The sequence below is a fragment of the Rhodoferax saidenbachensis genome (assembly GCF_031457975.1).
Classification (GTDB): domain Bacteria; phylum Pseudomonadota; class Gammaproteobacteria; order Burkholderiales; family Burkholderiaceae_C; genus Allorhodoferax; species Allorhodoferax saidenbachensis_A.
Genome location: NZ_JAVDXO010000008.1, coordinates 87,058 through 102,687, shown reverse-complemented (window position 1 = coordinate 102,687; position 15,630 = coordinate 87,058). Strand labels below are relative to the sequence as shown.

6 protein-coding genes and 1 pseudogene are annotated in these 15,630 nt (G+C 57.0%); 1 reads left to right on the top strand and 6 read right to left on the bottom strand.

What is annotated here, in order from left to right; genetic code table 11:
• Positions 1-92: 92 nt before the first annotated feature.
• The 5 genes from J2X15_RS16095 to J2X15_RS16075 form a co-directional block, all read right to left on the bottom strand.
• Complete coding sequence (locus J2X15_RS16095) at positions 93-1,418, bottom strand: hypothetical protein (RefSeq protein WP_310344574.1); 1,326 nt, start codon at positions 1,416-1,418, stop codon at positions 93-95.
• A complete protein-coding gene (locus J2X15_RS16090) occupies positions 1,415-7,339 on the bottom strand; it encodes a protein kinase domain-containing protein (RefSeq protein ID WP_409034294.1) in 5,925 nt (1,974 codons plus the stop codon). The genes J2X15_RS16095 and J2X15_RS16090 overlap by 4 nt, the downstream gene beginning before the upstream one ends.
• Positions 7,340-7,686: 347 nt before the next feature.
• Positions 7,687-8,322, bottom strand: a complete 636-nt coding sequence (locus J2X15_RS16085) for a 4Fe-4S cluster-binding domain-containing protein (protein WP_310344568.1) — start codon at positions 8,320-8,322, stop codon at positions 7,687-7,689.
• Entirely contained in the window at positions 8,322-10,151 is a 1,830-nt protein-coding gene (locus J2X15_RS16080) for an AAA family ATPase (protein WP_310344566.1), read from the bottom strand. Before J2X15_RS16080 ends, J2X15_RS16085 begins: the two co-directional genes overlap by 1 nt.
• A 193-nt stretch (positions 10,152-10,344) precedes the next feature.
• Positions 10,345-11,688: a hypothetical protein gene (locus J2X15_RS16075; RefSeq protein ID WP_310344563.1), complete on the bottom strand. Its 1,344-nt coding sequence runs from the start codon at positions 11,686-11,688 to the stop codon at positions 10,345-10,347.
• Between the two features lie 233 nt (positions 11,689-11,921).
• Between J2X15_RS16075 and J2X15_RS16070 the strand changes: the two are divergent.
• Positions 11,922-12,361 (top strand): annotated as a pseudogene (locus J2X15_RS16070) (IS3 family transposase); the annotation flags it as partial.
• 545 nt (positions 12,362-12,906) lie between these two features.
• Here the strand turns inward: J2X15_RS16070 and J2X15_RS16065 are convergent.
• The gene (locus tag J2X15_RS16065) at positions 12,907-15,621 is read right to left on the bottom strand and encodes a UvrD-helicase domain-containing protein (protein WP_310344827.1); all 2,715 of its coding nucleotides are present in this window, start codon (positions 15,619-15,621) and stop codon (positions 12,907-12,909) included.
• Positions 15,622-15,630: the final 9 nt, after the last annotated feature.

The following is a 15,630-nucleotide window of genomic DNA, read 5'->3' as shown; positions in this document are numbered from 1 at the left end:
TGCATCGGTTCGTACTCGGCCCAGGCTAGACCTGGGGCTGATTGGACGACCGCAGAACTGCGTTTTCAGCTTGCTGCGGATAATAGTTACGGTTACCTACTCCGACCAACCACTCCGGGCGAAGTTTGGCCACGTCGGTTTTCCTCGACCGCCTCTACGACACGCAGAGGCGTTGCGCCAACACCGAGCGCCTTCTCCACCACCACTTCGCAGCCGCCTGCCTGCAGGGCGGCCTGCAGTTTGCCGAAGTCTCCACACCACCTGCGCTCCTCGGCTACGTCTTGGGACGAGTCACGCGCAGCGTCAAAGGCTATAGACCTGACCTGCACCTTCTGATTCGCACCCGTCACGAGCTCGACTCCATAGACACCATTCACGGGACTACGCGCAATGAGTCGGCCTGAGTCGACCGCCATAGTCGATAGACCTTCCTGAACCAGGTAGCCAAGCTTTTGCAAGCCCTCAAGAACAGCCTTGCGACGCGCAGCTGCGCTGGCAGCCTCTTGCGACTTAGCGAGTTCTGTTTGGGCTAGCGTGACCATCGCCTGAAGCTGTTCCTGACTTGTGGCGAGAGTAACGCTGCGCAGCTTACTCAGCGTCTCTGAGTCGCCAACAGCTGCGGATAGCTCCGCGGCATGCAACTCGACCTGATTGAGACGCTTCACCTTGGCAACTGCTCCATCCTTCGCCTTGCGTACCGCAAGGACGAGCGTGTCCAGGCGCATGTCACGGTTAGCGTCTTCGTCCATCGACTGCACCGAGCGTAGCTGCGCCTCGAGCCCACCCGCTTCCGCCCCAAAACCAAGCGTCTCAAGCTCCGCGAGGTGCGTGAATACAGACTGAAGACGAACATCCGGCTTCGCCGATTTGGCTTTCCACGTTTCGAAGGACGTCTCCGTCTCCTGTACTCCCAGCCGCTGCGCAAGCGACTTTTGCTCGGGCGTAATGTCTTGAGAAGCGGCAGGGAACAATGCTTGTCTTGCGCGGGACAAAGCCGCATCCATCTCAGCCACGGACAGCTGCCCCGCGGACGCTTTCTCTAGTTCTGTGCGCACCTGCGAAGTTAGATTCGAGCCAGACCGCAGTAGCGTTCTCGCCAACTGCTGGCCGTTCGCATTTCGAATTCGTTCTTGAGCCCGGGCTTGAGCGGCGCGTTCGCGGCGCTGTTCTGTATCGGCCTGCAAAAAGTCGATTTCTTTGGCTGCCGCTTGTTCAAACTCAGAGAATCTGTCCGCAGCCAGCATCGCTGCCAAAGCGTCACGCCGGCTTTTCGTGACCTGCACATCAGCCGGCTTCGCCGAGTCACCACAATTGCGTTGCCACTGTTGGACAGCTGCATCAAGCCGGGCGAGAAGGGACGTGCCTGCTGCAACGAGCTCTTCTCGGGTAACAACTCTGACGACCTTTGGTCCACTCATGCGGCTTGCCTCATTTCCAGCGCCATCTTCACGGCGTTCAGTAACCTCACCCGCTCCTGCTCTCCGTCATGGAACCAGCCATGGCAGGAAACCCGGTGCAAAACTGACAGTGAGCGCTGGAGCACTTGTGGACGCCAGACCTCCCGTGCCCTGGCGTGCGCGAGCAGAGGATGGCGAGGGGAGTCGCACTCGATGCCAATGGCGAACAGACCTGTCTCCGGGTGCTCGATGGCGTAATCTAGGCCGAAAGCGTCCGCATCCTCCGAAGCCTTGACTTCATAACCCAACGAGCGCAAATAGTCACCCACGGAGCGGTAGAAGGCATCGTCGGCTCCACCACCGTAAGTCTCGGAACGCACAACGTCTCGCCGAGGGGTTATGCGTGCGAGCAGCGCCTTGGCAGCGGCAAACTCACCAGAGGATATGAGCCGCGCAAACTCCATGTAGCCCTGCAGGAAATCCCGGGGCGTTGCGGGAGCACGCCGCGTGGTCAGCAAGTCACTGATTTCCGGAATGGGCATGGACGTCACCATATAGACCTTCTTGCGCGAGCGGGTCACCGCAACATTCAAACGCCGCTCACCGCCTTTTTGACCCAGAACGCCAAAGAATCGCAGGAACGAGCCCTGTGCATTTCGCCCAAACGTCGAAGAGAACACGATAACGTCGCGCTCGTCGCCCTGCACGTTTTCGACGTTCTTTACGAAAACACTCATGTCCTCGCCATCTTCGTATCGTTGACTCTCCTGGCTGTAGGCAGACCTGAAAGCAGCATCCTCCTCGGCCCGCGCTTCAATAGCATCCTCTATGACGTCTGCTTGTTTGCGGTTGAAAGTCACGATGCCCACGGACGGACGTTGCCCGTGAGGCACGCTCCAGAGCTGAGCAAGAATCTCAACCACACGCTGCGCTTCAGCCGGGTTGGTCTGCTCCGTGTAAACGCCATCAACCCTTACCAGCTCGATAGGGCGTGCCGCTCTGACAATCTCTTCAGGGTGGCGCACCGGAACACTCAGGTCGTTTGCGTAGAAGGCAGCGTTGGAATACCCAATCAACTCGCGGAACAAAGAACGGTAGTGAATCTGCAGCCGCGCATTGGGCAAATTCGACCGTGCAAGCAGCAAAAGGTCAGGGCAATCCTTGATTTCCCGACGGTTCCAGGTTTCCTCGAAGGCATCTTTCTCTTCCGCAGTGGCGTCCTCATCTGGAAGCTCGCCATCAAAAGCATTCCCCTCGTCACTTTCCACCTTGCTTGCGAAAAAGGCCGTGGGCGGCATCTGTTTTTCGTCCCCACTCACCACTGTCACCTTGCCCCGGAAGAGCGTCGGCAAAGCGTACTCCACTGGCATCTGTGACGCTTCGTCATAAATGACTGTGTCAAACAGGCCAGCCTTGAGCGGCAGGACGCGGCTAGCAACATCTGGGTTCATCAGCCAGACAGGACGTAGCTTCATCAAGCCGAGTCCTGTTCCAAGTTCGATGAACTCCCGAAGGCGCCTAGCCCGGGCGCCGACCAGTCTAGTGATGTCGTCCCACTCCCTCGCGGGGCGAATACTGGCCAAGTCGAAATTCACTTGGAGGAGCTGGCGATTCAATAGACGCATCTCCTTATCCAACTGCTCCAAGACCGAAACCTTCTGAGCTAACTCGCGCCGTTCCATCGACAACTCGGGCACGCTCTGCTCCATCGCCTGCTTCCAGGCCAGCCGGGCCTCGCGATTCAAGATGCGACGGGTGACGTCTTCCAAATTTGCGGCAGGCAATGCGGCCAACTGGCCTTCTTTGGTGCGAAGTACAGCGAAGACCTGTAAGGCCTGCTGCGACAGCTTGGCAGCCCGCCCGCGGAACAACTGATAAGCCGCCAGAGAAGGCATGGCAGATGCGATAGGTGTGACACGCTGCCCGTTTCCTTCGTTGCGAATGATGGTCTGCTGACACTCCTGCAGCCAGGGAGGCTGCATCCAAGGCCTCAAGTCATTTAGCGCGACAAGGCTGTCCGTGCGCACCTCGTGTCGGGCAAACGCGGAATCGAACTCGGCAAAGAGCTTGAGAAAAGCGTCACGGCTTCCAGTCAGAGCGGTAACATCCATCCGGTTCGCCCAAGGCGCCGACTGCAGGTGTGCGGCTTGGGTAGCCACTGCTTGCAAGGAAGACAACGTTTTCGCCTCGGTGGCGAGCATCGTCGGGCCAGCGTCCGGGTCTAACCCGGGCAAAGAAAGCTCCGAATGCAACTGCCCAGCGGTTCCACGGTAAGGCCGCCAAGCTTGCTCCAACTGCACCGCCGCAAGAAGCCTTGTAATGCGCTCTTCGGTTGCCACATCGCCAGCGAATTGAAGGAACTTAGATACCTTGCCTTTGCGCAGGATGCGGAAGATGTTCAGCCGGCCGAAAAAGCTCAGAGGCTCGAGGGCTTCCTTGGTCAAGACGCGCAGCTGCTCCAGGCCATCCACGGGCAAACGCGCGACAACACTGGAGAGCTTCGAGTCGTAATCTTGGTTGCGACAGGCAGAAAGACCATCACGTAGCTTGCGGAGCTGGTCTATTAGCCGTATGCCCGCAGGCTCTGCCGCCCCGGATTCGCGGAAAAGCGAAAGCCACTTCGCTAGAAATGCCCGCTGTTCCTCAGGCATCGAAAGGAATTCATTCCCGTACGACGACAGCCAGATGCGGTGCGGCTGTGGGTCGTCGACCTCAAAGCTGCATGCCCGCGTGGTCAGTACCTGATGACGTGTTTCTTCGGTTCTCGCAAATTGCTCGAAAGCCGCTCGGAAATCGTTCAGAGTCGCCAAATCCGCTGCGAACGGCTGCAGGGAGGCCAGGGCGCTGCTCTCGTACTTGGCTGGAAGCCAATAGCGAACAGCTGGTGCTACTTCCTCCTCCAACGTAACGAGTTGGCCAATGTTCATCCGCTGGAGCATCGCCCGAAGAGCTGGAACTTCAGGGGGGGCCGAGGGCTGCTCCAGCTCAATGAGTTCTCCTAGCAGGACGCGGTAACTCAGGCCGATGGCCTCATCGACTTGGTGCAAAGAAGTGTGGTGCTTGTCCAGCGTCGCTTCGTTCGATTCGATGCGAGCCGCCACAGCCTCTCTCTTACGTTGAATCTGCGCTGCTGCATCGGTTGGCCGGCGCACCACCGTATCGAGCTGCTCTCGCACCGCCCTGATGATGGGCTGTCGGTCCTTGTTTACGTCGTTGACCATGACGATGCGCTCGCCCAAGCCCTCTGCAACCAATCGCTTGTGCACAACTTCCAGCGCAGCGTGCTTCTGGCAAACGATGAGGATGCTCTTGCCTCGCCCAATGGCGTCACCGACCATATTCACGATGGTCTGGCTCTTACCCGTACCGGGCGGTCCCTCCACGAGCAAGCCGGGAGCCGTTCTCGCTTGCAACACTGCCGCTTCCTGAGATGGGTCGCTGAATACAGTGAAGAACCGGTCCAGCTCCTTCGGCCGGGGCGATGCGGCAGGTGTAGCCGCCTCGCTATTGCGTAGGCGCAGCGCTGTCTCCAGTCCTGTTCCAGCCGGCGGGAGTGCCTTCAGGTTGCGAATCTCCTCTCCGATAGCCTGTCCCATGAAGGTCATGTGGAACAACACGGCCGCATACTCGAGTTGCATGCTGTTTACCGGCACATCTGTCTTCGGATTGGGCAACGGCGACAGCTCTCGGGAGCGGGGGGTGGCCAGAGCTCCGAAAGCGTCGATGACGTCTACCGCCCGCAAGGCGGAACGCCCAAGCAGCTCCTCCGCGACCTTGGCCCACTTCTTGACAGTTTCCTGTCCGACGAGCGCTTCCAGCGCTGGGTTTAAGCGAACCTCCTCCCGGTCGTTGTCAAAGGATACTTGGACATTGTTGCGGGCACCGACCTCGTGATGTACGCGAACCGGCCACAGCAGGACGGGTGCGATACGCGTACTTGCACCTGATTTTCTTTCCTTGGTCAGCAGAAATGGGAACCCGAGGTACATGCCGTCGATGCCTGTATCTCGCTTGTACAACTCGCTGCTTCGGTCCAGCGCCTGAAGGCGGAAAGCCGTCGTCGTGGAAGGGTCTAGTGCAGTTGGGTCCAGCGTTTGAGTAGTGGCGGTACGCTTGAGAAGATGGTCCAAGAGTCCGCTAGCATCCATTCGCTTGGTGTGTAGCTCCTTGATGTCTACCCTAGGCGTGCTCTTGCCAATAGTCATTCGCACAAGGGGCCCACGCATGACGGTCGAGACGACCTTCTTCTCGAAGAAGGAAAGCAGGTGGGATACGTACTGCTGTTTATGAGGTTCCTGCCACTGCTCTTTGGGTACGGAAAGGAGCACCAACGCCTGGGAAAGTGGCATCCGCCGGTCAAGCCGGAACCGGTCCGCCCACTCGTTTACTAGCGCGTAAGCGCACGTGGCAAAGCCCTCGATGCGCTCGGTTGCCGCCTCAAGAATCTCACCCCGCGGCCAATTGACCATGTCTGTCGCAACGGCCACATCGAAGGTCGAAACCCCTCCGGACAGAGCAAGCTGGCGTGCTTCCTCCACCAGCGCTTCACATGAGCGAAACTGCGTGGGGGCCGCGCTCAGCACCACGATAAGGTCTTCTTCTGCGAGGCTACGTCGCTCCAAGAGATTCAACAGCCCGAGGTGCTCCGAGTCGGGGAACACACGCCGGCGAGCGCTCCATTCGGCCGTCAGCCTCGCCCTAGAGGTGCTGAGCAAATACACACGCAGGGTGTCTTCATCCAGCTCAATGTGCAGGTGTTCCGCCCGTTCCCTCACCGTGGCGGCTCTAACCTTCAGGCGCAGGAGCCAGTTGTCCTGGTCCAGCTCATGCAGCAGGTCTGGTACCGGACCGCAAATGAGCTCATATCCTTCCAGGGGGTTTTCTAGCAGCCATTTCGGACTGACGATGGCCCCCTTTATCACCGGGGGCATGTCGGGATTGAGCACCTTCAGGGCGACAAGGAGACGCCAGTCGTCAGTAACGGATTCATCCTTGGCGATTCGCCGCAACGCCGCAACCTGGGCCGCTGGCGCCACCCTGGCCTGCGTCCAGTCTGTGACAACGCCTCGGAGCAACTGGTCTCGCGCTTCGTCCCATTTGTCAGCAGAGGCTGCCGCAAGGGCATACGAAGTTAGATTGCGGTACTCCTTGCCACCAAGCGTAATTGCAGGACCTACACCGCCGCCGCCCTCTGCACCGGCCTCTGGCGCTTCAGGGGATTGACCGTCGAGCCAGGCTTGAACTTCCTTCCACTTCCACCGTTTGTGACGGTCACGCGCCAAGAGCCCACGCAGCAGCAGCGCGACGTCCTGCGGCACCTCTGGCGGAATAGGCACACCATTGGCGAGCACGTGTATGAGGAACGCCTGCTGGTCGATGCCCTCAAAGCACTTGCCGGCAGTCACTTGCTCGAGCAATACGATGCCCAAGCTCCACCAATCCGATGCAGCCGCAACGCCACCAGCAACCGCCTCAGGTGCCGTGTATCTAGTTACCTCCAAAGGCGAGACGATGTCTAGGTCGTGCTCCGAAAGCCGGGCAGAACCGAATCCCCCGATGACGAGGTCGAGAGGGTTGCGGTTTCGCACCAGCAGCGTCCCTGGGCGAATATCACGATGCCGTAAACCGACCTCGGCCAAGGCGTCCAGCGCCTTTCCCAACTCGTAGGCGATGCGTCGCACTGAGTCAGAATCAGACGCAACAATGCCAAGGTCAGTGAGCGTTCCGCCCGTGAGTGCCTCGGCGACCTCATATGCCCTATCCTGCCACCGTCCAGTAGTCAAAATCTGGGGCACATGCTCCAACGACACTCTTCGCAGCGCGTCGTAAACGGCTGGGTCCGGTTCCCATCCATGGTGATACAGGGTCAGGATTGCTTGGCCTTCCCCGGCTTCTTCCTGCACTAGGTATCTGTCTCTGCGACCCGCTGTCGAACTAGCCATGCGCAGTACGCGCCATCCAGCGATGACCGTTTCAGCGCTCCCCCCCGGCTGGGGGTCCTCAAACGAGGGGGCACTCTGCTCAGGCCCTGCAGCATCAGCTCCGCAAGTGCTGCAAATAAAGTCGCCCAACTCGAGAGGGTGACCGTTGATACAGACGGAAGGTGTCGGTTCGACTGGTGCAGTCTGCTGCTCCGCAGGCACGACGGTCGCAGGTCTCCATCCGGCGGGAGTAATCTGGATTTCCAATAGCGGCCAGTTGCACAGGTGGCCATCGACCAGGCCCTCGCATGAGAATTCAGAGACAGGGCGCTCTGTATGGCAGCTCGGGCAGTAGCGAACGAGTTCCGTCATGCTTTGGCCTCAGTCGTTCGCAAGTAGGTACCCTTCTCTTCCAGGAGGACCTGCAGACGAGCCATGTCCCCACGACCAGGGATGCCAGCTAGCCAAACAACGCCATCTTCATCAAACATCACGTCCAAGCGGCGGTCCGAGTCCTCTGCCTGACGATTCAAGGGACCAAACACCTTCCGCCCAAGCGGTGTGATGAACGTCATTCGTTGGTTGTCGCTTCCCATTAGGTACCTTGTCTGAGGCGAATCGAGCTCGAAAGGCTCGGAAATCATGCAGTCAATGAGACCTGCAGTGACGGACGACTCCTCAGTCAGCGCTGAAAAACGCTTGCCGCTGTAGACCAGAATGTTTGCCTTCGTCAATTTGCGGATTCCCCGCAGCAGCATCTCGAGTGCGGGGGCCTGCTCGAACGGCTCTCCCCCTGAAATAGTCACGCCGTCGCATTCCTCTAGCCACGAGCCAACGCGCACGAGCAGTTCGTCCACGGTTGTACCAGGCGCCTTCTCAACCCAAGTATCGGACGAGATGCACCCGGGGCATCGAATGGAGCATCCCTGCATCCAAATGCCAACCCGGCGACCTGGCCCCAGCGTAGTCACTGGAAAGTGGACTCTCGACAGGGAGATTTCCATCAGGCGACGGCTTCCAGGCTTAACTGCCCTGCCTGCAGCGACGTAATGGAGAAGCTACTCCCTGGTTCGGCATCAGCGTCGAACAAAGCCCTAGCAAGTGGGTTTAGCAAGTTCGCCTCGACCTGATTACGGATGCCCCGGCCACCATTAGACAAATCTGCCAGGCACAGTGTCTTCAAACTAGCCTTGGCTTCCGGCACTATCGAGACGCTCATTTCCTGTGCCTTCAGGTCAGCAAGTGTGCTGCTCACCATCTGCTCAAAGATTTGCTCCGCAGTGTCCTCGCGGATGAAGTCGAAGACGATGATGTTTTCGCCCATGCGATTCAAGATTTCAGGACGGTTCAGGACGAATTTAAAGTGCCGCTCGATTTCTTCCTCGACCTTTTGCTTGACCATTTGGAATGGCTCGCTGGGGGATACGTTCAAGGTCCTTTCACCTGTGTCCGTGGACTTATAGATGCCAAGATTTGACGTGAAGACGATGAGTGCCTCAGAGAAGTAAACACGGTCGCCGCGGCCTGAGGTCAAGACGCCGTCGTCCAGAATTTGCAGGAACTTGTCCAGCACCCTGGGATGCGCCTTTTCAATTTCGTCGAATAGAACAACGCTGAAAGGCTTCTCACGAATCGCATTCGTCAGCTCCCCTCCAGCGTCGTAGCCAATGTAGCCCGGAGGAGCCCCAAGCAACCGCTGGTCGGCATGCTCCGCACTGAACTCGGACATGTCAAAACGTATGTAGGCGCTCTCGTCTCCGAAAAGGAGGCTAGTAATGGTCTTTGCGAGCTCGGTCTTCCCCACACCGGTAGGTCCGGCAAGAAACGCGACCCCGCGTGGGCGACCACCGCGCCGGCCTGCACCAACGCCGGTGACGGCGCGCTTGACGATGTCCAGCATATGTACGACTGCGTCAGGCTGGCCTTTCACGCGCGCACGGATAAATTCTTCAGCGTTCTTAATTTTTTGGCGGTCGAGCTGTAGCCACGGGTCTTCAGTAACGCCGACCTTGTAACGCCGCACTGCATCTGCAATCTTGTCAACGCTTACGCCCTCGACACGCGCCAGGACGGAAATTGCGTTTACGTCTGCCAGCAACATTCCTTCCGTTCCATCGACGAAGTCGTCTTGCGCCTTCTTGAGGGCCTCCGCGTTAACTTTGTCAGCCCCAACTAGTGGCTTGAGCAGCGCGGGGGCTAATGAACGCCGAGCTCGGTTGTCGGGTCGAGGCACAGGAATGTGGCGAAGGCGCGGGTTGCCTACGATGAACCAGTCGGGCAAGTCTCCCTCTTTCTCCACAACCCAGACCACTGTGTTGTAGAAGGGTTTGCGCTCAGGGCCTGAGGGCCTTGGCACCGCCTGCTGGGACAGTAACAAAGCTTGAGTGAACAAATGGTGTTCGGCAGCGGTAGGGTCTGTGGGCCGGGTGAGCAGCCGGGCGGCGAAGTCGACAATGAGCGCAATCGGCTCGCCTTGGCGGCGCACGATTTGACCAAGGCCGCTCGCCAGGACTTCTGCGCCGGCTCTACCCTGCGTCCCCTCGCTCGCCAAGCCAAGCTCCTGCAAAAGGGCTGCGCCGCTATCGTTGGTAGCGCCTAGTGAGGAAATGACGCTGAAGCCGGCCAAAGGCTGAAACATCAAGACGTGTGCATATCCCACACGCTTGAGGGCTGCGGCCATCGACTGGTTGAGAGCCTGTGCGGTAACCACACCTGGTTGAACCTCCACTACTTGGAGGTCTCGCACGTTTCCAGAAAGAACAAACTGGCTCTTTAGCGGTAGAAATCGCTCGAAGTCGCGCTGCCACCTTGGGACCTGATGCTTGGTTTCCATGGTTACTCCTTATGCACTACCTTGACGAATTCCCCGCAAAGGAAACTCTCGCCAAGCGCGCCTAGGCCAACCTCGACAACAGCAACCATCCCACCTCCTTGAATATTTTTGGATGATTCTGACACACTGTGTTACAGATGGTCTTCCGCTAAATGACTATCTGTTACCTGCCGTCCACTAGGGCTCGAAGTGCTCACTTGTACAGGATGAGCCCGCCAAGAATCAGGGTAGCCCAGAATATGGACCTTGATATCGCAGCGAGGCTTGTTTTCAGCACAGCCAACTCCGTTGCCAAGGCTTTAACCGAAGCCGCATCTGCAAGCGCTGATATTTCATCCGTTACAGACTCTTCTTCAAAATCTTCCGAAACTGGCGAGGTGTCAAACCATTTGTAGCGCAACCTCATCTGTTCGCACCGCCTCTTATACATTGCCGCAAGTGGCCTAGATAGTGTCGTCTCAAGTATTCGACGGCACCCCTTGTCGAGAAGTATGTTGTCATTAAGTAGCGCAGTCATCGCAAAGACGTTTCCGTCTTTGTCTATGCCGGCTTGAACCTCTTCTGACTTCATTTTTTCGCTGCCATACCACGCGCACCGCATTACCAGGTCTTCATGTCCTTTGCTGCCAATATTCTCGAATTTGTTGTTAACGAAGACCCGCCCAAAGAGTGCGGCAAGCAAACAAGAGAACTCATCTGACATCCTTGCTCCTGTGTAATACCCCTCGTCATCCTCATTTTTGTCTTCGCCGAACATCTTTGACACCTTCACGTTGCGCCAGCGCTCGATTAGCTTGATTGCCTCATCTTTCGACGGCAGCCTTGAAACGTTTGATGGATTCAGGACCATAAGTAGCGGGTGAAGTGCCCAAACCCAGTGCGAATCCACTGGCGCTGTCCTCAGTACATTAAGTACGCCCTTCTGAATATCCCAGGCAGTCAAATCCGGGCCGTGCTCGTTACTGTCGTCATAGTTAAGTCCTGGATTACTTGTGGCATACATGACCAGCTGTCTCCATCGCTCATCCGGAAGCGAATCCAGCGGAGGATTTCTGTTGAAAATATCTTTCAACACTCCTCGTGCACCCGGGTTTCTCAATAGTGCAGAAAGTTCGTCCTCATCGCCCTCTTTCGCGATTCTCCAGAACTCATCTTTGCTGATAGCCGGAAGCATCGCAAATGAGATGTCCATGTCCGCTGCCGCTTTGTTTGAAAGGACAGCGACTTGTAGGGCCTTGTTGTACGCGGCATCTCCGCTGCCGCTTTTGGCTTGAGCGTAAAGATTTCTCAGCACTTCGTGATTGACCCCGTTGTAAGCGAGCCCCAGATTAATCAAGGGGTCGTTACGCTCTGCAAGCTTAACCTCAAGCTCCTTGTCGAACCTATTGAGAATCATGTGACCGGAGGATAAAAAACTCCCATACGCCATCAATTCGTCGTAAACCACCTCCGGGCTTGAGTTCAGCAGACGCGCACGCTGAATAAGCTGGTTTTCATCGGGGTCCCAAGATGTGTTTACGCTATGTGTGACGCTCATGATTCCTCCTGAAATTTAGAATTTATGCAGCGCTATTTTGCGGCACTCTGCTCTGGTCTAACTGAGAATTCGGCAACAAGAAAAAGATGGCTGAAGTCAATCGAGGTAGCTAGCAAGGAGTCGGCTCCAGCCCCAGCACTTGAGCGTTAAACTGCTGCCAAATTGGACAACCAATACAGGGAGAAAACATGACAGCAGAAGTAGCCGCGCCCGAAAAATCCGCAAAACGCATGGGGTGGCTGTATCTGACGGTGGTGATTGACCTGTACTCACGCGCAGTGGTCGGCTGGTCCATGAAACCCACCATAGCCACCGAATTGGTGCTGGATGCATTAATGATGGCGGTGTGGCGCAGGCGCCCCAAAACCCCGGTGATGATTCATTCTGACCAAGGCAGCCATTTTGGCAGTGATGAGTTCAACCGCTGGTGCAATGACGACCACCTGGTGCCCAGCATGAGCCGCTGGGGAACTGCTGGGACAATGCCGTTGCCGAATGCTTCTTCAGCAACTTGAAGAAAGAGCGATTCAAACGTCGTATCTATGCTTCTCGCCAGGAAGCCAAGTCAGACGTGTTTGATTACATTGAAGGTTTTTGCAATCGGGCCCACAGGCACAGTCATCTTGACCAAATGAGCCCGCCTGCGTTCGAGCAACTTCAAACTGGAAGTTGATTTATGTCTACGAAAGCGGGTAACGTCCATACTTCCAAAGTACCGAGGACGTGAACACATGAGTCAGCCATCTAGCGAGTGCCTGTGCGTTAGCGAAGGCAACTACACTTGCCCCGCTTGCGGTGCATCGCTCTACAAAGAGCATTCGCAAAATCACACTCCGCCGAAGGGAATGCCTTCGTGTCTCTTGTCGTGCACATGCCCAGGATGTGGACACATTTGCTGTTGCACAAGGGAAGCACCAAAGCCGAGACCACGCCCGAAACACAGGATGTAGGCACTCATCCTGTCCAGGTAAACCAACCCACGGCGATTCCTAGGCGGCTATAGTTACGGCGTAGTAGCCGTCTGTCCGCTCATCGCCGAATTGGCCTTGGTTGCGCTCGCCGGAAAGTCATGTGACCGGTTAAGTAGAAATCTTCAGTCAACTGAAATGCGGGGACTAGATATGCAAGCGTTTTTTCTCAGGTTATGAATGCTAATTTCTCAGAGTATGGTTCTCACAAAGCCGTAAGTCCTTGTTTCGCCAAGAAGCAATTTCTCAACTAATTGGTCTCTCTACAAGGGGCTTTAGCTACACCCTGAGCTTTCTGCGTGTGCTTGCACTTTGGAAAGGCGCTGCACGCCATGAAAAGCCCATACTTGCCCCGGCGCTGCACCATGAATCCCTTGCTGCACTTGGGGCACAGTTCCTCGGAACCGACCGACCCGTCCAGTTTCCGCAGCCCAATCTGGTGCTCTTTCACTAACTCTGTGATGAAAGGAGATTCCTTGTGCGCCATGGTGACCAGCGTCACCGTCGAGCGAGCTCTGGTGAGCGCCACATAGAACAGCCGCCGCTCTTCTGCATAGTCGTACGCATCGCCTCCAGGCATCGCCAGCCGCAACACAGGGTCGTCAGCCACACCGCTCGGGAATCCCAAGGTCTCAGAAGTAACTCTCGGCAGAATGACATGGTCGCCCTCAAGCCCTTTCGACGAGTGAACCGTAATGAACTCCAGCTCAATTCGAGTCTGGTCGTAGTCCAGCGGTAGATAGCTTCTGTCTTTTTGGTATCGCCCCAAGAGCAAGACCTTTTGCTTGCTGCCTGGGCTGACCGCTTCCGCGATTTGCGCAAGCCGCTTGGCCACCGCGGTCCGAATCTGAGCCTCATCCTCAACCCGGACAATACTTACAGGGTCTTCAACATGCTGCTGTGATGAACGAACCACCTTTCGCAGCTGAGCTGGATTCTTCTGGACGAATGCGCTGCTGATGTCGCATAGTTCCTGCGGGCAACGGAAGGTCGTCTCCAGCTTCAGCGTGACTGCACGTCCGAACTTGCTCTCGAAGTCAGTCATCACGCCCAAATCTGCACCTGCAAACCTGTTGATGCTCTGCCAGTCATCGCCCACCGCAAACAGATACTTATCCGAGGCCTTCACCAGCGCCGCGACCAGCCTAGCGCGGGCCTGGCTCGCGTCCTGAAACTCATCCACCATCACCAGCTCATAGGGACTGGTCCACCGCCCTTGCTCGACGCAATCAGTCGCATGGTTCAGCATGTCTTCGAAGTCAATGCAGTTGGCTTGCTTCAGGCGAGCTTCCCATTCTTCGGAAATCCTCTCAGCCAGTCTGAGGAACAGCGCGTGTCGAAACTTGAAGTTCCCCGCAACCCCGGAGTCCAGCCGAGCCCGCAGCTCACTACCCGACAGGCGGTTGCTTTTGCAATGGGTAATGAATGAACGGATGGTTCGGGCAAGCCGTGGGTTCTCGATGGGTGCCCGGCCTGGCACGGGTCTTTCGGGGTCCGGGTCCAGCGTTATGCCAAGCTTCGGCAACTCTGCCTCAAGGTACTGGAAGGCTTTGCCCGACCAGAGGTCAGCCATGGTCGTTTCAAGGAGTTTGGTCCCATTTCGGGTATGCACCTCCCGCTTCCACGACATGCTCTCCTTGTAGCCAACGAATGAGGGGGGCGGCTCTCCCTTTTCATTCACACCCCAATGTTCCAGATAGGCGTCTGCATCGGGGAAGTAGAAGTCTGGCTTGTACTGTCGATGCTGAGCATCAGCGGTGTCGACCTTGTAATCTGCTTCGTAGACATACTTGACACCGTTGTAGAAGAGCCAGTTTGCAATGACTTGTTCTCCACGGCTCTTGACGACTTCGTTGTTGAGCGTCCTGAACCCCTCTTGTTTAGTGGCCCCGTCCCAAGAGTCTGGGGATTCTTCCTCCTTCCCAAATTTGGGAAGGTCTTGGACCAGAACGATTCGGAAGATGTCCCAGCTGGCGCGAAAGACGACGTCTCGGTCTTTGAGGTCATCCACGATTTCCAGCAGATGTTCGAGGTCCTTGCCGTTCTCGAGCCAAGGCGCAAGAGATGGACGCTTACCAGTCGCCTGACCGATGACATCAAGGCCAAAGGCATGGAACGTCTTGGCCACGACGCGCTCTGCCGGCAGTCCAAGAGGCGTCAGCCGCTCCTTGAGGCGCTGCCCAAGCTCCTTGGCCGCGTCGCTGTTGAACGCTAGTAGGAGCATGCGCTCTGGCTCGAAATAGCCATTCTTCAGCGCGTAGCCCGCCTTGGCGACCATCGTGGAGGTCTTCCCCGACCCAGCGGAGGCGACCAGGAGCACGCGGTTATCCAGGCAGACCACGGCCTTGGCCTGCTCCTGGGTCAGGGGCGACTTCTCCACAGTGTCAAAGAATGGCTTGAAGTCGACAATCTGTTTGGCGAGGTGGCCTTCATTGATTTTGCTGAAGAACACCTGCAAATCGTGTTTCCACAGTTTGACAGCCTCTTGAACCTGGGGCGACTCGCCCTCGATGTGTTTGACAACCTCTGGAGTGGATAGCAGGCTGCCCAGGTCAACGGGCTTGCTTTGGATTTGGCGCTTGATGAACTCACCGCTGAGCCATCCCTTCATGCGCAGTTGGGTCTTCGCTGTTTGTGTCAGTTCAGTCGCCCAGACCATCAATGGCCCTTGGGCTGACTTGAACCTCCGAACCTGCACTGCCTGGTTGATGGCTTTGTGGAGTTCCTTTGCCTTTCGGTTTGGAATGCCTCCGAGCGTTCGCCACTGTCCTTTGTTCAGGGTTAGGCGCAATGTCGCCCAGATGAGCCCGGTCTTGATTTCCAAGTCCGACAGCAGCAAGACACCGTCCCTGAGGGATTTGTCTTCCACCGTCAAGATGAATTGCTCACCATCCAGGGCAAGGACCCACTCAGGCGCACCGGTAATCAGCTTGCCTAGCTTTGACGGGGCCCAAATTCTAGGCATGTCAAACCG